We start from the raw sequence: 22,537 nt of genomic DNA, 5'->3' as shown, positions 1-22,537 counted from the left end.
CTTTTAGGATGTGCCATTTTTCTAAAACTTTATTTAATTATTATCTAATATTTTCTTTAATGCATCCCAACGAGGGTCTGTCGCCTTTACTTCTGTGTCATCTGCATCGGTTTCTGTACCTTCTTCGCCATCGTCTTCTTCATCGTCGTAAGCGTCTTCTGCCACTTCGTTGCTGTCATACCTTATCAAATCGTTAAGTTTTTCTTGCATTTGTTCGTTACACTCACCTTCTTCGTGCACAATTCTACAAGGAAGACTAAGATATGCAAATTCGTATATGTACCAGGCAATATTTATTATGCCTTCGTCTTCAGGTATTATCAGAATTTCATCCTCGTCGGAGAATTCCTTACCCAATTTTACTTTTAGTGTGTTGTCTGTGTCGATGTCTACTTCCACTTCGTCAAGACATCTGTCGCATATACCTGTAACAACTCCCTCTATGTGAAAGTTCAGACAGTATGCTCCTATGCCTTTTTTAACTTCCACAGAAACACTCAGCTTGCCTTTCTCAAATCCGGAAGCTTCTATCAGTTTAAAAAACTCGTCATCTACATTATAATTAAATATAGCGGATGATTCTCTCAAGTTCTTTAAATCAATATCGTATAATTCTATTCTTTCCAAGTTTCAACACCATATAAATCGGGCGACAAAGTTACAAATAATAATTCATTAATTCTAATAATTCACATTTTTATTTTGATAAAAAATCATTTTACCGTTTCTTTTCGTATTGAAATATGCAGTTGGCAATAATGATTGCGTAATGTTACATAAATATTAAATATGACTGCGGCAGGTATAATATATAATAAAAAAGATACATGAAAGGTGTGGTAATATAATAATTATTGATTAAATTTGCGGCATATAAGAAAATAAATAAGAAATAAATCACTATATATTATGTTAACCCAAATAATTAATGCCCGTATTTTAACGCCACAAGGTTGGCTTAAGGACGGTTCTGTAATAATTCGTGATAATAAAATTCTTGAAGTAACCAATTGTGACCTTGCCATAGTTGGTGCGAAACTTATTGATGCCAAGGGTATGTATATCGTACCGGGCGGAGTGGAAATTCATGTTCACGGTGGTGGTGGCCGAGACTTTATGGAAGGCTCTGAAGATGCTTTCCGTGCTGCAATCAAGGCTCACATGCAGCATGGTACGACAAGTATTTTCCCTACTCTGTCGTCTTCTACCATTCCTATGATACGTGCGGCTGCTGCAACAACAGAAAAATTGATGCAGGAGAAAAACAGTCCCGTTCTCGGACTTCATCTTGAAGGACATTATTTTAATATGAAGATGGCCGGCGGACAGATGCCTGAAAATATCAAGAATCCTGACCCGGAAGAATATATCCCGTTGCTCGAAGAAACTAACTGTATCAAGCGTTGGGATGCCGCTCCGGAATTGCCTGGAGCAATGCAGTTTGCCAAATACATAACTTCCAAGGGTATTCTTGCTTCTGTAGGCCATACGCAGGCTGAGTATGAGGATATTCTAACAGGATATGAGGCCGGATATACACATGCCACTCATTTCTATAACGCAATGCCGGGATTCCACAAACGCAGGGAATACAAATACGAAGGAACAGTAGAAAGTATATACCTTATAGATGATATGACTGTAGAGGTAGTGGCCGACGGTATTCATGTTCCTCCTACAATTTTGCGTCTTGTACACAAAATCAAGGGTGTTGAAAGAACTGCATTGATTACAGACGCTCTTGCCTGTGCGGCAAGCGACAGTCAGGAAGCTTTCGATCCTCGAGTAATAATTGAAGACGGAGTTTGTAAGTTGGCCGACCGCTCTGCACTTGCCGGAAGTATAGCTACTATGGACAGGCTTATCAGAACTATGGTTCAGAAAGCTGAAATACCACTTGAGGACACTATAAGAATGGTTTCGGAAACACCGGCCAGAATTATGGGTGTGCTTGACAGAAAGGGAACTCTCGAAAGAGGAAAGGATGCTGATATCATAGCTCTTGACCGCGACCTTAACGTACGTGCCGTATGGGCAATGGGAGAAATGGTAGAAGGAACTAATAAATTATTCTGATAACGATAAAATCAAGATATTATGTTGACCCAATTGATAAACGGAAATATTCTTACACCACAAGGATGGATTAAAGATGGTTCCGTACTTATTAGTAACGGTAAGATTTTGGAAGTGACAAACAGCGATTTGGCTGTGATAGGTGCTAAGGTCATTGATGTGAAAGGTATGAACATCGTGCCAGGATTCGTCGGAATGCATATTCACGGTGGTGGTGGAGCTGACTATACTGATGCCACTCCGGAAGCTTTTGAAACTGCGACCAGGGCTCACTTGCTTCATGGAGCAACATCGGTGTTCCCGACTCTTACTTCCACTACTTTCGACAATATCCGCAAGGCAATTGAAACTTGCGAGGCTATGATGCATGATAATAAAGTAATTCAGGGGTTACATATCGAAGGTCCGTATCTGAATCCTAAAATGGCCGGTACCCAGTGGGGAGAGTTCCTTTGTGAACCACAGAAAGAAGAATATGCTTCTTTGCTGGAGTCTACCTCATGTATCCGACGCTGGGATATAAGTCCTGAAGTGGCAGGAGGTTATGATTTCGGAAAATATGTATCTTCAAAAGGTGTATTGGTCGCTGTCACTCATACTGAAGCCGAATATGAGGACATAAAGAAAGCTTTTGCTTCAGGCTTTACTCATGCAGCCCATTTCTATAATGCGATGCCGGGATTTCATAAGCGCAGAGAGTATAAGTATGAAGGAACTGTAGAGAGCGTTTATCTTACTGACGGAATGTCTGTAGAGGTTATAGCCGACGGAAGACATCTTCCTGCTACAATCCTTAAGCTTGTCTATAAGTTGAAGGGAGTAGAGCAGACATGCCTTGTTACTGATGCTTTAAAATATGCCGCATTCGACGGTGAAGTTGACAATCCGCGATATGTAATAGAAAACGATGTCTGCAAGTTGGCCGATCATTCATCCTTGGCCGGGAGCCTTGCAACTATGGATAAACTTGTTTGGACTATGGTCAAGAAAGCCGGTATTCCTCTTGAGGACGCTGTAAGAATGGCTTCAGAGACACCTGCAAAGATTATTGGCATTGATAACTGCAAGGGAACATTGCAGAGAGGAAAGGATGCCGATATCGTAATTCTCGATAAAGATGTAAACGTAAGATGTGTGTTCTCATACGGTGAGACAGTCGAAGGAACAAACACATTGGTACATTAAAAATACAGGCGAAATCTCAACGGTTTTCGCCCGCTAACTTGCCATAATTAAAATGCTTCGTCGTTTGACCTTAAACGCTTCGTCGTTTTGGTTTAAACGACGGGGCATTTTTTATTGGCAAAAATCTTTATAAAAACTGCTTTTAAACATACTGATATCTTTTTGCCGAACAAAAATAAATTCATTCCTTTGCATCAGAATAGTTCAGCACAGTTGGACGCTTTGAGTATGGAAAAAAAAGTTAGTTTCGGACAGCAGTCCACGAAGGTAAAACAACTGTCAGATATCATCGAACAGGATATCATGATGGGTAAGTATAAGACAGACACCAGTTTGCCTTCCATCAACTATCTGAGCAGGGCTTACAACGTTTCGCGTGATACCGTTTTCAAAGCATTCTCCGATTTGCGTGAGAGAAAGCTGATTGATTCTACTCCCGGCAAAGGCTATTATGTAACCAACCGCCAGGAAAAGATATTTCTTCTGCTTGACGAATATTCTCCTTTCAAGAATACGCTTTATAATAGTTTCGTAAGAAAACTTTCAGCATCCTACAAGGTTGATTTGTGGTTCCATCAGTACAATGAACATATTTTCAATACAGTATTGCATGAAGCCATAGGGCGTTACAATTACTATGTAGTAATGAATTTTGACAATGAGAAGTTCTCGCCGTTATTCAATAAGATAACTCCTTCGCGTCTGTTATTGCTGGATTTCGGCAAATTCGAGAAAGAAAACTATTCCTATATCTGCCAGAATTTCGATGATGCCTTTTACGGAGCATTGTCGCAGCTGACAGAGAGGCTGAAGAAATACCGCAAAATAGTATTTCATCTGCCTGTAGGTTCAAAGCATCCGCAGGTATCGGCAGAAAGTTTCAGGCAATATTGCCATGACAATGATTTTATTTCTGAGGTGTCCGGTATGGAAGATATCGACGACATAGAATCCGGAACTGTGTATATTGTAATCAGGCAGACGGATGTTGTAAATATAATAAAGAGAAGCCGGGAGAAGGGAGTGAAGTGCGGACAGGATTTCGGCCTGATAGCATATAATGATACTCCCGCATACGAGGTAATAGACGACGGAATCACAGCACTGAGTATAAACTGGGATGATATGGGGAAAAAAGCGGCAAAGTTTATTCTTAGTGGTGAAACGGTTCGTGAGTATCTTCCTACTGAGGTTCATCTTCGTAATTCAGTATAACATTAAATATGACAAACATAACGGACGGTTGTTCTTCTTGTGTTGATTGTTTTCAGCACAGTTCAGCATAGCTCGGCATGGTTGTAATGAAAAAGAGTATAACTAAAGATATTTTGAGTATAAACTTTAAAAACTATTGTAACAATGAAAAATTATCCGAAAATCGGGATTCGTCCCACAATCGACGGACGTCAGGGTGGTGTTCGTGAAAGTCTTGAAGAAAAAACAATGAATCTTGCCAAGGCTGTGGCAGAACTTATTTCTTCTAATCTTAAGAATGGTGACGGAAGTCCGGTGGAATGTGTAATCGCTGACTCTACAATTGGCCGTGTGGCTGAAAGTGCGGCTTGTGCAGAGAAATTTGAACGTGAAGGTGTAGGCGCTACTGTCACAGTTACTTCTTGCTGGTGCTATGGTGCTGAAACTATGGATATGAACCCATACTATCCAAAGGCTGTTTGGGGATTCAACGGAACTGAAAGACCGGGAGCTGTTTATCTGGCTGCTGTACTTGCAGGTCATGCACAGAAAGGTTTGCCGGCATTCGGTATCTACGGACACGATGTACAGGACATTGAAGATAATACTATCCCTGCTGACGTAGCAGAAAAGATTCTTCGTTTTGCACGTGCGGCACAGGCTGTAGCTACAATGCGTGGTAAGTCATACCTCTCTATGGGTAGTGTGTCAATGGGTATTGCAGGTTCTATCGTTAATCCTGATTTCTTCCAGGAATATCTCGGTATGCGTAATGAATCAGTAGACTTGACTGAAATTATCCGTCGTATGACAGAAGGTATCTACGATAAGGAAGAATATGCAAAGGCTATGGCATGGACAGAAAAATATTGCAAGAAGAACGAAGGCAAGGATTTCAATGTTGATGCCAAGAAAAAGACTCGTGAAGAAAAAGATGCCGACTGGGAATTTATCGTCAAGATGACTATCATCATGCGCGACCTTATGACCGGTAATCCTAAACTTAAAGAAATGGGATTCAAGGAAGAGGCTCTCGGACATAACGCTATTGCAGCCGGATTCCAGGGACAGCGCCAGTGGACTGACTTCTATCCTAACGGTGACTATTCTGAAGCTTTGCTTAATACTTCTTTCGACTGGAATGGTATCCGCGAAGCATTCGTGGTAGCTACTGAAAACGATGCTTGCAACGGTGTGGCTATGCTCTTCGGTCACTTGCTGACTAACCGTGCACAGATATTCTCTGATGTCCGCACATACTGGAGTCCTGAAGCTGTTAAGCGTGTTACAGGAAAAGAACTTACAGGATTGGCTAAAAACGGTATCATACACCTTATTAACTCAGGTGCAACTACACTCGACGGAACAGGCCAGCAGACAGACGCTGAAGGAAATCCTACAATGAAACCGGCTTGGGAAATCACAGATGCTGAAGTTGAAAAATGTCTTGAGGCTACAACTTGGTATCCGGCAAACAGAGATTACTTCCGTGGCGGCGGTTTCTCTTCAAACTTCCTTTCTAAAGGCGGTATGCCTGTCACTATGAGCCGTCTTAACTTGGTGAAAGGCCTTGGCCCTGTACTCCAGATTGCTGAAGGTTGGACAGTGGAAATTGACCCTGAAATACACAAGCTGCTTGACGAACGTACAGACCGTACATGGCCTACTACATGGTTCGTTCCACGCTTGTGCGACAAACCTGCTTTCAAGGATGTATATTCAGTAATGAACAACTGGGGAGCAAATCACGGTGCAATCAGCTACGGTCATATCGGTCAGGATTTGATTACACTTGCTTCTATTCTCCGTATCCCTGTATGTATGCACAATGTTGAGGACGACAAGATTTTCCGTCCAGCAGCATGGAACGCATTCGGTATGGATAAGGAAGGTTCAGACTATAGAGCTTGTCAGAACTATGGTCCTATCTACAAATAATTGATGATTAATTGTTGGTGATTATAAGATTATAGTTAAATTTGAAGTCTTATGAACGGGCAGTGCGTGTGGAATACACCACTGTCTGTTTGTAACTCTTCACTAAAAATCAGATTATTATGATAAACCGATTTATATTGAACGAAGTATCTTACTTCGGTCCGGGAGCCAGAGAAGTGCTTCCAAAAGAAATCTCACGTCTTGGTTTGAAAAAAGCTTTTGTCGCTACAGACAAGGACCTTATTAAATTTGGTGTAGCAGATAAAGTCTTGTCAGTATTGCGCAATGCCAATATTCCATACGAAGTATTCAGCGAAATCAAGCCTAACCCTACAGTTTCAAATGTTAAGGCAGGTCTTGCCGCATATGCAGCTTCTGGTGCGGATTTCATCATTGCCATAGGTGGCGGTTCGTCAATGGATACAGCCAAGGCTATTGGTATCATAACCAACAATCCTGAGTTCTCGGATGTAGTATCTCTTGAAGGTGTAGCCGACACAAAGAAGAAATCAGTGCCTATTATAGCTCTTCCAACTACAGCCGGAACTGCTGCTGAGGTTACAATCAATTACGTTATCACTGACGAGGAGAACCACAAGAAGATGGTTTGTGTGGACCCTAACGATATTCCGGCCATTGCAATAGTAGATGCCGAACTGATGTACACTCTTCCGAAGAGTCTTACAGCAGCTACAGGTCTTGACGCATTGACTCACGCTATCGAAGGTCTGATAACCAAAGGAGCATGGGAAATGAGCGATATGTTCGAGATTAAGGCCATTGAAATGATAGCTCGTTATCTTGAAACAGCTGTAAACGAACCTAACAATGCCGATGCCCGTAACGGAATGGCAGTAGCCCAGTACATTGCCGGAATGGCATTCTCAAACGTAGGTTTGGGTGTGGTACACGGTATGGCTCATCCATTGGGTGCAATCTTCGACATCCCTCACGGTGTGGCAAACGCATTGCTTTTACCTACAATCATGGAATTCAATGCTCCTGCAGCACTCGACAAATATGTTGACATCGCCAAGGCTATGAATGTATATTCAGCAGGAATGACAAAAGAAGAGGCTGCCGACGCAGCTGTCAAGGCGGTTAAGGAACTGTCTGTACGTGTAGGAATACCTCAGCATCTTTCAGAGTTGGGAATCAAGGCAGAAGACCTTCCTCGTCTTGCAAAGGCAGCTTATGCAGATGTATGTACACCGGGTAATCCGCGTGAAGTGACAGAAGAAATTATTTTGGACTTATATAAGAAATTATTATGATAACTAATGAACAGATAGAAAAATTCATTTCAGAGGCTCACCGTGTAGGTGATGCCGGTTTGACAATATGCAGTAGCGGTAATATCTCATGGCGTATAGGTGATGAAGTTCTTCTTTCCGGAACAGGGTCTTGGGTGCCGTCTTTGCCGAAGGAAAAAGTTTCTATATGCAAACTTGAGACAGGCGAAGTCCTGAACGGGGTAAAACCATCAATGGAAAACGGTTTCCACCTTGGAGTATTGAGAGAAAGACCGGATGTAAACGTAGTGCTTCATTTCCAGTCACCATATGCAACAGCAGTTGCATGTATGAAGGAATTGCCAAAAGATTTCAATGTTACAGCAGAAGTTCCATGCCATGTAGGAGCAGATATTCCTGTAGTGCCATATTACAGACCGGGTTCAAAAGAGCTTGCTGACGGAGTGGTAGAAGCATTGAAAAACCATAACTCTGTTTTATTGAGAAAGCATGGTCAGGTGGTTTGCGGAAAAGACTTTGATCAGGCTTTCGAAAGAGCTATGTTCTTTGAAATGGCATGTCGTATCATAATCCTTTCAGGAGGCAAGTATGAAACTCTTACTAATGCCGAGATAGACGATTTGGAAACCTACGTTTTAGGAAAGAAAACAAAATGAAAGAAGCAAAATTAGCAATAGACTTTGGAGGAGGTAGCGGGCGAGTGATTGCCGGCTACACCTCTGATGGTGAACTTTGTCTTGACACAATTTACCGCTTTCAGAACAGGCAGGTCAGAATGGGCGGTCATATATATTGGGATTTTCTCTCACTCTTCGAAGATATGAAGCGAGGTATCCGCATGGCAGTTGAAAAAGGATATAAAATCAGCAGTATCGGTATAGATACATGGGGAGTGGATTTCGGCTTGATAGACAAGAACGGAAATCTTGTTGGAAATCCGGTATGCTATCGTGATAGCCGTACAGACGGAATGCCTGAAAAGGTGTTTGGAATTATAAATCAGAGTGAGCATTATTCTGTAAGTGGAACACAGGTGATGTCTATCAATACCCTTTTCCAGCTCTATGCCATGAAGGAAGAGAACAGTCCGTTGCTTACAGTGACAGACAAACTTCTGTTCATGCCCGATTTGTTCAGCTATTTCCTTACCGGAGTTGCCAATAATGAATATAGCATCGCTTCTACTTCTGAGCTGATGGATATCAAGGCACGTAAATGGAACTATGAACTTATCAGTCAGTTGGGATTGCCGGAACATATATTCTGCGATATTGTGATGCCTGGACAGGAAAGAGGAGTACTGAAACCGGAAATCAAGGAAGAATTAGGTCTTGATTATGATGTAAAAGTCATAGCGGTGGCATCGCATGACACAGCAAGTGCTGTTTATGCAGTACCTAAATCAGCAGACGGTAAAGTTACTGCATTCCTCAGTTCGGGAACATGGTCTTTGCTTGGAGTTATGACAGACGAGCCGATACTTTCTGAAGAAGCCAGAGTTAACGGCTTTACCAACGAGGGTGGTGTAGATGGAAAAATATGTTTCCTGCAGAATATCACCGGACTATGGATTCTTCAGAAACTCATGTCGGAATGGGCAGAAGAAGGAAAATGTACAGAATATGATGTCCTTATTCAGGAAGCAGAGAAAGCGGAAATATCATCTATAGTGGATGTTGACAATAATATGTTCACCAGTCCGCTGAATATGGCAGAAGCTATAACTTCTTATTGTAAGGAAAGCAACCAGCAGGTTCCACAGACTCAGGGTGAGTTCGTGAAATGTGTATTGCTGTCTTTGGCAGACAGATACAGAAAAGGTATCGAAGGACTGAACAGGTTATTGCCTCATCCTGTCGAGAAATTACACATAATCGGTGGAGGTTCCCAAAATAAATACCTTAACCGACTTACAGCCATGGCTACAGGCCTTGAAGTCGATGCAGGACCTGTTGAGGCTACTGCTATAGGTAATATTTTAGTACAAAATTTAAATTAACAGACTTTTTAAAGAATACAGATGGAAAATACTGGATATGCGGCAAGGAATCATGGCTGCGCTGTAAAGAGATACTGCAGAACAATGGATTTGAGAAACAATCCGGAGTTGATAGCCGAATACAAGTTGCGTCATAGTAAGGATAAAATATGGCCTGAGATTCTCGAAGGCATACGCAGTGTGGGTATATTGGAAATGGAAATCTATATATTGGGGACAAGACTTTTCATGATTGTAGAGACTCCGTTGGACTTTGACTGGGATTCTGCAATGGAGAAACTTGCCGGATTGCCAAGACAGCAGGAGTGGGAAGACTATATGTCCATATTCCAGTGTTCCGAACCGGGAAGTACATCATCCGAGAAATGGCAACCTATGGAGCGGATGTTCTACTTATACTGAGATAGTATTTCCCGCCTTAATTCATTAACCTAAACTTAAAATTATTCATGAAACAATCTATTATTAGCAAAGACGGTGTAAGCTATCTGTTCTCGTTTATATTGATTACTATGTGTTTTGCATTATGGGGATTTGCAAACGACATAACCAATCCTATGGTTAAGGCTTTTTCCAAGATATTCAGAATGAGCGTAACCGACGGCGCCTTGGTTCAGGTGGCATTCTATGGGGGATATTTTGCCATGGCCTTTCCGGCAGCAATGTTTATCAGAAAATACACATATAAGGCTGGAGTCCTGTTAGGCCTGGGACTGTATGCGCTTGGAACATTGGCATTTTTCCCGGCAAAACTGACCGGTGACTATCATCCTTTCCTTCTTGCATACTTTGTTATGACTTGCGGACTGTCTTTCCTCGAAACAAGTTGTAACCCGTATATACTATCTATGGGAACGGAAGAAACAGCAACCCGCCGCCTTAATCTGGCACAGGCCTTCAATCCTATCGGTTCACTGATGGGTATGTATGTAGCTATGAATTTCATTCAGAACAAGCTGAATCCGATGGATACTGCAGAGAGAGCACAACTCAGTCAGGCTGAATTTGAAGCTGTGAGAGAATCTGACTTGTCCGTACTTATTGCGCCATATCTTGTGATAGGTCTTGTAATTATTGCAATGCTTGTAGTGATACGTCTTTCTAAGATGCCAAGAAATGCCGACCAGTCACATTCTATAGATTTCATACCGACATTGAAGCGCATATTCTCAAGAAGAAGATATAAATACGGTGTGATAGCACAGTTCTTTTATGTCGGTGCGCAAATTATGTGCTGGACATTTATCATTCAGTACGGAACACACCTGTTCATGTCGCATGGTATGGAAGAGCAGGCTGCCGAGGTGCTTTCCCAGAAATATAACATCGTCGCAATGATTATTTTCTGCGTCAGTCGTTTTGTATGTACATTTATGCTCCGTTTTGTCAAACCGGGTATGTTGCTTATGGTTCTTTCTGTAGCTGCAATAATACTTACAGCCGGAGTAATCATGCTTAACAATATCTGGGGTATGTACTGCCTTGTAGGCGTATCGGCATGTATGTCGTTGATGTTCCCTACCATCTATGGTATAGCGTTGAAAGGAATGGGCGATGATGCCAAGTTCGGTGCTGCCGGACTTATAATGGCCATCCTTGGAGGTTCGGTGTTACCACCGCTTCAGGCTTCCATTATTGATTGCAAGACACTCTTCAGCATGCCAGCTGTGAATGTTTCGTTCGTACTTCCGTTGATATGCTTTGTCGTAATAGTTATTTACGGATATAAGATGAGGAAGGAAAGTTAAATAGTAAATATTGAAAATATATTGTAATTACAGTCCGTCAAATGCTTTTTGTTGTATTTGGCGGACTGTTAGTTTTTATAGGTTTGAATCTGGGATTTCTCTTTTGTCACTAAAAATAGACTTTTACTACAAAAAAATGTCATTTTTATATTTGATTGTAGAAAAATGTTCTTATATTTGCCAACGGTAAAACTTTTAATAAATATTTCAATATAAATGACTGCACATTATAACAATATCACAATTTCTGGAATGGGGCGTACGTTCGTCACATCATGTGGTACTGGGATGACCCCTCGGGGTTGAGTATATATATAATGTGTTTCTACGTGATACACGCTTACGGACGTAAGCATTTTCTTCTTTTTTTTATTCAAGTTTTAATCATTTTATTTTCTTGTATCGCTGCTTTGGCGTACAATGAAATGTATTCAATAATCTCAAAGGTATGAAAGTATTGAAATTCGGCGGAACATCTGTAGGTTCCGTCAATAGCATGTTAAGTGTGAAAAAGATTGTCGAGGCTATCGATGATAAGGTTATAGTTGTTGTATCTGCATTGGGTGGTATAACCGACAAGCTGATAAAAACCTCAAAGATGGCATCTGAAGGCGATTCGGCATATGAAAAGGAAATGAAGGAAATTGTGAACCGTCATATTGAAATGGTTTACACTGTTATCCCGGCAGGAAAAGACAGGGAAGTCCTTCTTGACAGAGTGAATGAATTGTTGAGCGAACTGAAAGATATATTTCAGGGTATTTTCCTTATTCGCGATTTGTCACCGAAAACTTCAGCTACGATTGTCAGCTATGGAGAACGTCTGTCGTCGATAATTGTTGCTACTCTTATAGAGGGTGCCGTATGGTTCGATTCACGTACATTTATTAAAACAGAGAAGAAGCATAACAAACACATTCTCGATTCTGAACTTACGAATACACTGGTAAGGGAAACTTTCGTTGAACTTCCAAAAGTTTCGCTTGTTCCGGGATTTATTTCTACAGACAAGAATACAGGTGAGGTAACCAACTTAGGTCGTGGTGGCTCGGATTACACTGCTGCTATTATAGCTGCCGCACTTGATGCTGATATCCTGGAAATATGGACAGATGTTGACGGATTTATGACTGCCGACCCACGTGTAATCAGTACGGCATATCCTATAAACGAGCTGAGTTATGTTGAGGCTATGGAGCTTTGCAATTTCGGTGCAAAGGTGGTTTATCCTCCTACAATATATCCTGTATGCCATAAAAACATTCCGGTTCTTATCAAGAATACTTTCAATCCTGAAGCTCCGGGAACTATCATCAAACAGGATTCTGACCATTCATCAAAACCTATCAAGGGTATTTCGTCAATCAATGATACTTGTCTTATCACAATGACAGGTCTTGGAATGGTGGGTGTGATAGGTGTTAATCATCGTATTTTCAAGACTTTGGCCGAGAACGGTATCAGTGTGTTCCTTGTATCACAGGCATCATCGGAAAACTCTACATCAATAGGTGTACGGAATGAGGATGCTCCATTGGCTTGCGAGGTGCTTAACGTCGAGTTTGCCAAGGAAATAGAAATGGGTGAGATTTCGCCTATGATGGCAGAAGGCAATCTGGCGACAGTTGCTATTGTCGGTGAGAACATGAAACATACTCCGGGTATCGCCGGTAAGCTGTTCGGTACTCTCGGACGTAACGGTATCAATGTGATAGCTTGTGCTCAGGGTGCTTCGGAAACCAATATATCATTTGTAGTTGAGGCTGAGTCATTGCGTAAGACTCTTAACGTAATCCATGATTCTTTTTTCTTGTCTGAGTACCAGGTACTGAATCTTTTCATATGCGGTATAGGTACTGTAGGAAACAGTCTGATTGAGCAGATTCACAGTCAGCAGGAAAAACTGATGAAGGAACGTGGTTTGCGTCTGAGAGTTGTAGGTATAGCAAACGGACATCAGGCATATTTCACACGTCGAGGAATAGACTTGGAAAATTACCGTAAGGAACTTGAAGATAATGGTATTCCTTCATCTCCACAGGTGCTTCATGATGAAATTATAGGTATGAATATTTTCAACTCGGTGTTTGTGGATTGTACTGCAAGTCCAGTGATAGCCGGTCTTTATAAGGATTTCCTGAGTCATAATATTTCGGTTGTGGCTGCCAATAAGATTGCGGCATCTTCGGAATATGAGATATATGAGGAACTTAAGCAGATAGCCCGTCAGCGTGGAGTTAAATTCTTGTTCGAGACAAATGTGGGTGCCGGTCTTCCGGTAATCAATACCATTAATGACCTTATCAACAGCGGTGACAAGATTTTGAAAATTGAGGCTGTTGTGAGCGGTACATTGAACTTCATTTTCAATAAGCTGAGCAGTGATGTTCCTTTGAGCGAGACTATACGTCTGGCCAAGGAAGGCGGATATTCTGAACCGGATCCAAGAATTGACCTTAGCGGAAAGGATGTTATCAGAAAACTTGTCATTCTTGCACGTGAAGCCGGATACAGACTTAATCAGGAAGATGTGGAGAAGAACCTTTTCATACCTGATGAGTTCTTCGAGGGCACTATAGATGATTTCTGGAAGAACATCAGTAAGCTTGATGCCGATTTTGAAGCTAAACGAAAAGAACTTGAGGCTAACAACAAGAGATGGAGATTTGTTGCCAAACTTGAAAACGGAAAGGGGAGTGTTTCTCTTCAGGAAGTTGGTGCTAATCATCCTTTCTATAACCTTGAGGGAACAAATAATATAATACTTATTACTACTGAACGATATAATGAATATCCTATGCTCATTCAGGGATATGGTGCCGGAGCAAGTGTTACGGCAGCAGGTGTATTTGCCGATATCATGAGTATAGCGAATATATAAATACAACTGATTTAATATGAAACACATTATAATTTTGGGCGACGGTATGGCGGACTGGCCGGTACCTGCCCTTGGGGATAAGACTTTATTGCAATACGCAAAGACTCCATATATGGATAAACTTGCTGCTATGGGACGTACCGGTATGCTGAAGACAGTAGCCGACGGGTTTCATCCCGGCAGTGAGGTTGCAAACATGTCGGTAATGGGATATGACTTGCCTACGGTGTATGAAGGACGCGGAGTGCTTGAAGCTGCAAGCATCGGTGTTGATCTTGAGCCGGGAGATATGGCTATGCGTTGCAATATCATATGTGTTGAAGGTGAAACTCTTAAAAATCATTCGGCAGGACATATCACGACTGAAGAGGCTGACGAACTGATTAAATTCCTTGAAGAACGACTTGGTACTGACAGGATACATTTCTATACAGGTGTTCAGTACCGTCATCTGTTGGTAATAAAAGGCGGTAACAAGCATCTTCACTGTGTTCCGCCGCATGATATTCCTTTGCAGCCGTTCCGCCCTAATATGATTAAGGCTGAATGTCCGGAGGCTCAGGAAACTGCCGATTTGCTGAATGCGCTTATTCTTAAATCTCAGGAACTTCTGGCATCGCATCCTGTAAATCTGAAACGTGTGGCTGAAGGCAAGGACCCGGCAAATAGTATATGGCCATGGAGTCCTGGCTACAGACCTAAGATGGAACCACTGTCGCAGAAATATCCTCAGATAAAGAAGGGCTCTGTGATAACAGCTGTAGATCTTATCCGTGGTATCGGACGTTATGCCGGATTGAGATGTATAGATGTGGAGGGTGCTACAGGACTTTATAATACAAATTATGAAGGAAAGGCAGCAGCTGCAATTGAAGCCCTGAAAACGGATGATTTCGTTTATCTGCATATTGAGGCAAGTGACGAAGCCGGACATGAAGGAGATGTAAATTTAAAACTTCAGACAATAGAAAACCTGGATAAACGTGCGGTAGGTCCGATATATGAAGCTGTAAAAGACTGGGATGAGCCTGTCGCTATTGCCGTACTTCCTGACCATCCTACACCATGCGAACATCGTACCCATACCAATGAGCCTGTTCCTTTCCTGATTTATTATCCGGGAATTGAGCCTGACAGTGTACAGACTTACGATGAGATTTCATGCAAATCCGGAGTGTATGGTACAATGGAAAGGGACGAGTTTATGAATGAATTTATGAAATAGATTATTAGAGTTTTTTAGTTCTTGAGTTTTTAAGTTGGTTGATGCTTACAAACTCATAAACTTACAAACTCACAAACTTACAAACCTATGAAATATTACAGTACAAACAAACAGGCTTCGGACGCATCGCTGGAAGAAGCTGTGGTTAAAGGTCTGGCATCGGACAAAGGTCTGTATATGCCTTACGAGATAAAGCCTTTGCCTAAATCATTCTTTGACGAGATAGAAAACCTTTCGTTTCAGGAAATAGCCTACCGTGTGGCTGATGCTTTCTTCGGTGAGGATGTTCCTGCAGAGACTTTGAAACACATTGTTTATGATACACTGAACTTTGATGTTCCTGCCGTAAAGGTTAAAGACAATATTTATTCACTGGAACTTTTCCATGGCCCTACTTTGGCATTCAAGGATGTGGGCGGACGTTTCATGGCACGGCTTTTGGGATATTTCATCCGTAAGGAAGGCAAGAAGGAGGTGAACGTGCTTGTAGCTACATCGGGTGATACTGGTAGTGCTGTGGCAAACGGTTTCCTTGGAGTAGAAGGTATTCATGTTTATGTACTTTATCCTAAAGGTAAAGTGAGTGAAATTCAGGAAAAACAGTTTACTACTCTCGGAAAGAATATTACTGCAATAGAGGTGGACGGTACATTTGATGACTGTCAGGCTTTGGTGAAGAACGCATTTATGGATAAGGGACTGAATGCTCACATGCAGCTTACTTCTGCTAATTCCATCAATGTAGCACGTTTCCTCCCGCAGTCATTCTATTATTTCTATGCATACGCACAGATGAAGAAACAGGGATTGGCTGACAATCTGGTGGTTTGTGTACCAAGCGGTAACTTCGGTAATATCACAGCCGGACTGTTCGGAAAAAAGATGGGATTGCCTATCAAACGCTTCATAGCAGCTAACAATCGCAATGACATCTTCTATCAATATCTGAAGACCGGTGAGTATAATCCACGTCCATCTATAGCTACTATAGCAAATGCTATGGATGTTGGCGATCCAAGTAACTTTGCCCGTATAATTGACCTGTACGGAGGAAGTCACGATGCGATTGCAGCTGAAATCTCAGGTGAAACTTACACTGATGAACAGATAAGCGAAACGGTGCAGAAGGTTTATGAAGAAACCGGTTATCTGCTCGACCCTCACGGAGCATGCGGATATCGTGCGTTGGCAGAGGAATTGCAACCGGGTGAAACTGGTGTATTCCTTGAAACTGCTCATCCTGCCAAGTTCCTTCAGACTGTTCAGAACATTATAGGTGCGGATGTGAAGATTCCTGAGAAACTTCAGGAGTTCATGCGCGGAAAGAAACTCAGTGTGCCTATGAGCAAGGATTTTGCTTCTTTCAAGGAGTATCTGATGAAGCAGTAATGAACTATTTGAAAATACTTTAAAGAAAGGTTGTTCTGGTATTTTATATCTTGGACAACCTTTTCCCATTTGTTATTGTAATTATGAAGAAAGAAAATTTAGCCGTATTATCCATTTTATTATCCAGTTTGTTTATGACATCTTGTGTAGAAAATCCTCAAAGAGAGATCGTTAAAGAACAATCAGAGAATATAGTATCAAAAGAAGATGTGTTTGCCGGAATAAATCTTACTGTAAGTGAAAGCAAGCGTCTTATAGCCAAGGGAATTTCCGAATTGCCAATAGTGAAGGAAAGACTTCAAAAAGGTATGATAATTGTAACTAAAGGAACAACAAATACTTATATTGCAGAAGAATTGATTGGGCAGTCAATAGAACATGGCAGTTTTCTTACAGGACATTTCGTTCCGGAAGGACAAGTACAATTGAACAAAGACAAGAAAAAGATTGGCGAGATAATTTTTAAGAATGGAAAACAGCTTGGTATAACTTATGTAGAAGCATTGAAAATGTTACAGCCTGGTGATATTGTGTTTAAAGGTGGTAATTTATTGAATTATTCAAAAAACCAAGCTGCTGTATGTATAGGTGCTCCTGATGGTGGGACTACCTATCGTTTCCTTCCATATGTAGGTGATGATAAAGCACAGCTCATTATTCCTATCGGTCTTGAAAAAGAAACATCTGCAAATCTTGAAATGTATGAAGAAGCTCTTAATGCCGGAAATGAAAGGATGAATTTTGTACCAAAGCTTCATCTTTATAGAAACGGTATGATATTTACAGAAATAGAGGCAATCAAGCAGTTCGCCGATGTTAAGGTATTTCCTTATGGAGTAGGAGGAGTTGCCGGAAGGGAAGGCGGAGTTTCTTTAGTCGTTGCAGGTGCAAAAGATGAAGTAAAGAAAGCTCTTGAGTTGTTGAAATCTGTGCAAGGGGAGAAACCGTTTTGAATTAAATATGTATATTGTCTTTAAACTTTCTTCAATGGAGTTTGACTAATATTAAAATACATGTAGTGGTTTTCTGTTTACACGGAAAAGGGAAAGTGTGTATTTTGGTAATATTATTAAACAGTTTTTAAATGATTTCGAAAGCAGTTCGAACAGTATTAGAATATTGTTCGAATTGCATTATAATTATGTTAGTTATATGCTAAGTGAACTTATGAGATACGATAAGAACTCAAGTTTAATTTCTTTGACTTTCAGCTCTGTTTTACAAAACCTTGCAGGAGTTAAAGAAACCATAAGAAGATGTATTAGTCCGAAATCTATGTGAAAATTATTATTTATTATTGGTAAGTCTAACATTTTTACACATTTATAGTGCTTATTTTGATACTTCCCTAATTCATAGTGTAATAAACAGTTTTTTTATACCTTTGTTCGTCTTTTTATACTACACAGAATATATGAATATTTTAAAATTAATTCTTTTAATAAATATATTTGCTATTGGCACATTGAGGGCTGAATATTTTAGGACGATAGGCGTACAGGAAGGGCTGTTGCATTATAGCGTTAACGATATATATCAGGATGTGTTGGGAAGGATGTGGTTCGGAACTCCGGTCGGCATTGATATATTCGACGGTGGAAAGATAACGGATATCAAGGTATACGACATACTTGATGGATATCCTATGATGAAAAGGGCTATTCGTAATTTTTGTGCCGATGGTTCAGGTAACGTGTATTTTACGGCAGCAGATAACTTGATGAAATGTGATATCCGTAATAACAACCTTACATGGATTAAAGATAAAGTTCCGGCTTTGAACAGATGTGGCGATGATATCCTTTTTGTGTCGAATAGGATTGTATATGTTCTTGACTCTGCATCACAGGAAAGGAAAGAACTTCTCAGGTTGCCGTTCTCCTCGGTAAACTATTTGTGGCGCACGGGGGAAGGTGTGTGGTGGTTTGCCGCTTCGGGAGGATTGTATAAGTATGACGGAAAAGAATTTAAGACAATAGTTGCTGATACGGATTACAGGTATATACTTGAAGATTCCAACGGGGAAATCTGGGCGTGTAGTTATGACGATGGCCTGTTCAGAATCTTGCCACAAAGCGATGGCGTAGTGGTATATAATGTCAGGACATCCATTACCAAGGGGTTTATGTGCAACAACGTCAGGGCAGTAGTTGAAGACAGGAACAAAGATTTGTGGATTGCCACGATGTTCGGCGTTTTCAAGTTCGACAGGAAGGATGAAAACTTTTCGCTGCATTCATGGAAGTTTAATAAGGGCGGCTTGGGACATTCGTCCGTCTATTCCGTCTTTATCGACAGAAATGAAACTTTGTGGGCCGGAACTTATAGGGGAGGAGTGAGCTATTATCGTCCGTTTCAGGATGATTATACTTATTTTGGACCTTCCGAACAGAACGTGGGATTTTCACACCCTGTGATAGGAGACATGATAGAAACTCCTGAAGGAGAACTGATGGTATGTACCAAGGGGGGAGGACTTAATATCCTTGATACCCAAAAGAGGATTGTACGTAAATTCGAGACGGACAGGTATCCGTTCCACCTTCCGCACACCAATCTTAAATCCATATATTATGACGGCAAAGACGATATCTATTACATAGGAACTAATTCGCGAAATTTTTATTCTTTTGATTTAAAGAGAAACAGTTTCAGGCAGATTTTCAAGAAGGAATATATCGTGCATGCAATGGAGAAGTATGGAAACACGATGTATCTCTCCACAGACCATGGCGTATATGCTTATGACATTTTAACTAAAAACGAAATGTTGCTTTACAAGTTTAATATGGCAAGAAGCGGTTTCCTCCTTGACAGTGATAAAATTCTATGGATTCCGGCCGGCAAATGGCTTATGCGATATGATGTCAGGGCTATGGAATTTCAGGATAGTTGCCTTATTAAGGATATCGGCCTGAAACATGAGATAATATACCTTTATCAGCATCGTGGAGGAGATATATATGCCGCAACCCTGAATGGCGGGTTATACAAATATGATTCCGTTTCGGGGCGTTTCGCTACGTTTACTGAGGACAAGGATTATTTCTCCTGGATGTCATGTTATAAGATAGCGGGTTATGGTGAGAATCGTCTGGTGGTGACGTCTTCGAAAGGGATAATAGAAGTTGGCACTGACGGCAGGGGCATAAAGATACTCCAGTCGTGGGAAGATATGCCTATAGAGGCCGTGTCGGAAGATTGCGGGCTTTATGTGTCGAGAGACTCTGTGGTTTATGTGGGTGGCATGAACGGTATGCTTGCGATTAAGCCTGGCAGAAATGCACCGCGTGACAATGCTGCAAAAGTCAACTGGGCTGATTTGTATGTGGGAGGAAACCTTATCGTGCCGTCCGATTCGTCTGAAATACTGAGGAAGAACCTTGCATTTGCCGAAGAGGTAATTTTGAAACACAATCAGAACAAGATTGATATCCGTTTCGTGTTGGACAACCCGACCGAGAATATAAAAGACTATTCTTTCGAGTACAGGTTCGATACGGACAAAGAGTGGTACAGGGCAAACGGCAACATGGTATCGTATTCTAATCTTTCGTCGGGCAAATATCTTCTTCAGATAAGGGGATTCAAACCGGGAACGGATGAGGCCCATATGTATAATGAATTGAAGATAAGGATTCTGCCTCCGTGGTATTTCACGTGGTGGGCATATGTCATATGGGCTGCGGTGTCGGCAGTCGTGATACTGCTCTTGTCGAGGATGTTTTTAAGGCAGAAAATGCTGTATGCGTCAGTTGTGAGAGAAAAGGCGGAGAAAGAACATCTTAAAAATATCAATGAAGTGAAACTGCGTTTCTTCACCAGCATAAGCCATGAGTTCAAGACGCCGCTTACCCTCATTGTGGGGCAGTTGGAATCCATAATACGGAATTACAGCGTACAGCCCGTGGTGCACAACAAGATATCGAAGGCCATAAAGCAATCCGTCCTTTTGAGCAATCTTATCACCGAACTCATAGATTTCAGGAAATATGAACAAAACAAAATTAAACTCAATGTGGCGGAGCATGACGTGAACAGTTTCGTGTCAGGTGCCCTTGTCGACTTCAAAGACCAGGCTGCATTGCTCGACATATGTCTGGATGTGGGAGCGGATGCGGGTAACCCTAAGGCATGGTTCGATGCCAAGGAGATGACGAGGGTGATATATAATCTGCTTTCCAATGCCCTGAAATATACTTCGAAGGGCGGATTTGTCCATATAGACGTGTCGTCCGACGAGAAGAATGTGTATGTTGACGTGATAGACAATGGCAAGGGAATGAACGCTGATGATTTACGCAACATCTTTGAGAGATTTTATATAGCCGACGATAATTCCAAATCGATGTATTTCAGCGAGAGTTCAGGTATAGGGCTTGCTTTGGTGAAAAGTATAATAAATATGCACGGTGGCAGCATCACTGTGAACAGCAAGAAAGATTATGGCTCCGTGTTCAAGGTGTCCTTGCCTTTGGGAAATGAGCATTTTGCGGGAAAGGAGAATGTCGTGATTGACGTTTCCCGCAAGGAAGAAGCCGTAGCACCGAAAATGCCTGTTGAAACGGATGTTGAAGAAGTGCACGATATGGAGCTGAAGTCTGCCGACGGAACAAAACCGATTGTGGTATTGGTAGAAGATAATCTTGAGCTGCTCGAAGTGCTTGAAGGCATATTCAGCGTACAGTATGATGTCAGGACAGCGTCGGACGGAATCAAAGGGTATGAAGTTATCATGGACTCAAAACCTGATTTGGTGGTGAGCGATGTGATGATGCCGGGAATGAACGGCAGGGATTTGTGTAAAAAGATAAAGAACAATATAGACACCTGTCATATCCCGGTAGTGTTGCTTACGGCATTGAATCGTGAGGACCAGAGTATGGAAGGTTTCCTTTGTGGTGCGGACGACTATATCGGAAAGCCGTTCAACAGCAAATTGCTGTTAGTGAGATGCAATAATATCATCCGTTCAAGGATGATGATAAGGAACAAGTTTGAATCGCAGACGGAAGTGCCCATCAATACCCTTGCTACAAATCGTTTGGACAAGGATTTCCTTGACCGGATACAGTCATTCATGGAAGATAATCTTGAGAACTCCGATTTCGACATAGATGTCATGCCTGGACCTTTGGGCATGAGCCGTACTACTTTCTATAGCAAGTTTAAGAAGATAACCGGGCAAACTCCTAACGAGTTCGTTATGATTTACAGGCTTAACAAGTCTGTCACGTTGATGAAGGAACACCCTGAATTTACCATGGCCGAGGTGGCATATAAGTTAGGTTTTAATACTCCGAACTATTTTTGCAAGAGGTTTAAAGACCATTTCGGAATTTCTCCGGCTAAATATAAGGATTCGAGTTTGTAGGTTACAAGTAGACAAGATGACGAGTTGACAAGGTTACCGTCCGGATGACCCTAACAGTCGACAAACTTAAAAACTCACAAACTAATCCCCTATATTCCTTTTTATCTCTCTAAGCAGTTTCTCCGTGTATTCTCCATCTATGGCAAACTTTCTTGGATTTTCTTTAAGCCATAACGGGCCAACTTCTTCGAACTTTGCAGGTTGATGATTAAGAACGGTTTTAACCCAAGTTTGATAGCAAAAAAAATATTTAGTTATTTTTTAGCTGTATAATT

The 22,537-nt window shown here is 41.4% G+C and carries 15 protein-coding genes; 14 read left to right on the top strand and 1 reads right to left on the bottom strand.

Features of this window, described 5'->3' with window-relative positions; translation table 11 throughout:
- Positions 1-33: 33 nt before the first annotated feature.
- Positions 34-627 carry a DUF177 domain-containing protein gene (locus tag QZ379_RS05690; RefSeq protein WP_291560446.1) on the bottom strand — a complete coding sequence of 198 codons (594 nt, stop codon included), beginning with the start codon at positions 625-627 and terminating at the stop codon, positions 34-36.
- Positions 628-909: 282 nt separating this feature from the next.
- Here QZ379_RS05690 and nagA (QZ379_RS05685) point away from each other — a divergent pair, with 282 nt between their 5' ends.
- The 14 genes from nagA (QZ379_RS05685) to QZ379_RS05620 all read left to right on the top strand — a co-directional run bounded on the left by nagA (QZ379_RS05685) (position 910) and on the right by QZ379_RS05620 (position 22,262).
- Positions 910-2,076, top strand: coding sequence for an N-acetylglucosamine-6-phosphate deacetylase (gene nagA, locus QZ379_RS05685; RefSeq protein ID WP_291560440.1), 1,167 nt, complete (start codon positions 910-912; stop codon positions 2,074-2,076).
- A 21-nt stretch (positions 2,077-2,097) separates the two neighbouring features.
- Positions 2,098-3,261 carry an N-acetylglucosamine-6-phosphate deacetylase gene (gene nagA, locus QZ379_RS05680; protein ID WP_291560424.1) on the top strand — a complete coding sequence of 388 codons (1,164 nt, stop codon included), beginning with the start codon at positions 2,098-2,100 and terminating at the stop codon, positions 3,259-3,261.
- A gap of 228 nt (positions 3,262-3,489) precedes the next feature.
- Positions 3,490-4,476 carry a GntR family transcriptional regulator gene (locus tag QZ379_RS05675; RefSeq protein ID WP_291560423.1) on the top strand — a complete coding sequence of 329 codons (987 nt, stop codon included), beginning with the start codon at positions 3,490-3,492 and terminating at the stop codon, positions 4,474-4,476.
- Between the two features lie 144 nt (positions 4,477-4,620).
- Positions 4,621-6,393: an L-fucose isomerase gene (gene fucI, locus QZ379_RS05670; RefSeq protein WP_291560404.1), complete on the top strand. Its 1,773-nt coding sequence runs from the start codon at positions 4,621-4,623 to the stop codon at positions 6,391-6,393.
- 119 nt (positions 6,394-6,512) lie between these two features.
- On the top strand, positions 6,513-7,667 hold the full coding sequence (gene fucO / locus QZ379_RS05665) for a lactaldehyde reductase (RefSeq protein WP_291560398.1): 1,155 nt from the start codon (positions 6,513-6,515) through the stop codon (positions 7,665-7,667).
- Positions 7,664-8,302 carry a class II aldolase/adducin family protein gene (locus QZ379_RS05660; protein WP_291560388.1) on the top strand — a complete coding sequence of 213 codons (639 nt, stop codon included), beginning with the start codon at positions 7,664-7,666 and terminating at the stop codon, positions 8,300-8,302. Before fucO ends, QZ379_RS05660 begins: the two co-directional genes overlap by 4 nt.
- The gene (locus QZ379_RS05655; RefSeq protein WP_291560381.1) at positions 8,299-9,645 is read left to right on the top strand and encodes a rhamnulokinase family protein; all 1,347 of its coding nucleotides are present in this window, start codon (positions 8,299-8,301) and stop codon (positions 9,643-9,645) included. The genes QZ379_RS05660 and QZ379_RS05655 overlap by 4 nt, the downstream gene beginning before the upstream one ends.
- Positions 9,646-9,666: 21 nt before the next feature.
- Complete coding sequence (locus QZ379_RS05650; RefSeq protein ID WP_291560347.1) at positions 9,667-10,047, top strand: L-rhamnose mutarotase; 381 nt, start codon at positions 9,667-9,669, stop codon at positions 10,045-10,047.
- A 47-nt stretch (positions 10,048-10,094) separates the two neighbouring features.
- On the top strand, positions 10,095-11,393 hold the full coding sequence (gene fucP, locus QZ379_RS05645) for an L-fucose:H+ symporter permease (protein ID WP_291560339.1): 1,299 nt from the start codon (positions 10,095-10,097) through the stop codon (positions 11,391-11,393).
- 448 nt (positions 11,394-11,841) lie between these two features.
- Complete coding sequence (gene thrA / locus QZ379_RS05640; protein ID WP_291560333.1) at positions 11,842-14,274, top strand: bifunctional aspartate kinase/homoserine dehydrogenase I; 2,433 nt, start codon at positions 11,842-11,844, stop codon at positions 14,272-14,274.
- 16 nt (positions 14,275-14,290) lie between these two features.
- Entirely contained in the window at positions 14,291-15,499 is a 1,209-nt protein-coding gene (locus QZ379_RS05635; protein ID WP_154044860.1) for a cofactor-independent phosphoglycerate mutase, read from the top strand.
- 87 nt (positions 15,500-15,586) lie between these two features.
- Positions 15,587-16,888, top strand: coding sequence for a threonine synthase (thrC, locus tag QZ379_RS05630; RefSeq protein ID WP_291560324.1), 1,302 nt, complete (start codon positions 15,587-15,589; stop codon positions 16,886-16,888).
- A 134-nt stretch (positions 16,889-17,022) separates the two neighbouring features.
- Positions 17,023-17,841 (top strand): hypothetical protein, encoded by an 819-nt coding sequence (locus QZ379_RS05625; RefSeq protein WP_291560317.1) that lies wholly within the window; start codon positions 17,023-17,025, stop codon positions 17,839-17,841.
- A 461-nt stretch (positions 17,842-18,302) separates the two neighbouring features.
- The gene (locus QZ379_RS05620) at positions 18,303-22,262 is read left to right on the top strand and encodes a hybrid sensor histidine kinase/response regulator transcription factor (RefSeq protein WP_291560306.1); all 3,960 of its coding nucleotides are present in this window, start codon (positions 18,303-18,305) and stop codon (positions 22,260-22,262) included.
- Positions 22,263-22,537 lie beyond the last annotated feature (275 nt).

The sequence above is a fragment of the Bacteroides sp. genome (assembly GCF_019417265.1).
Lineage (GTDB): Bacteria > Bacteroidota > Bacteroidia > Bacteroidales > Bacteroidaceae > Phocaeicola.
Note: the sequence above shows the minus strand (reverse complement) of the source record. Positions and strands in the feature narration are given on the sequence as shown.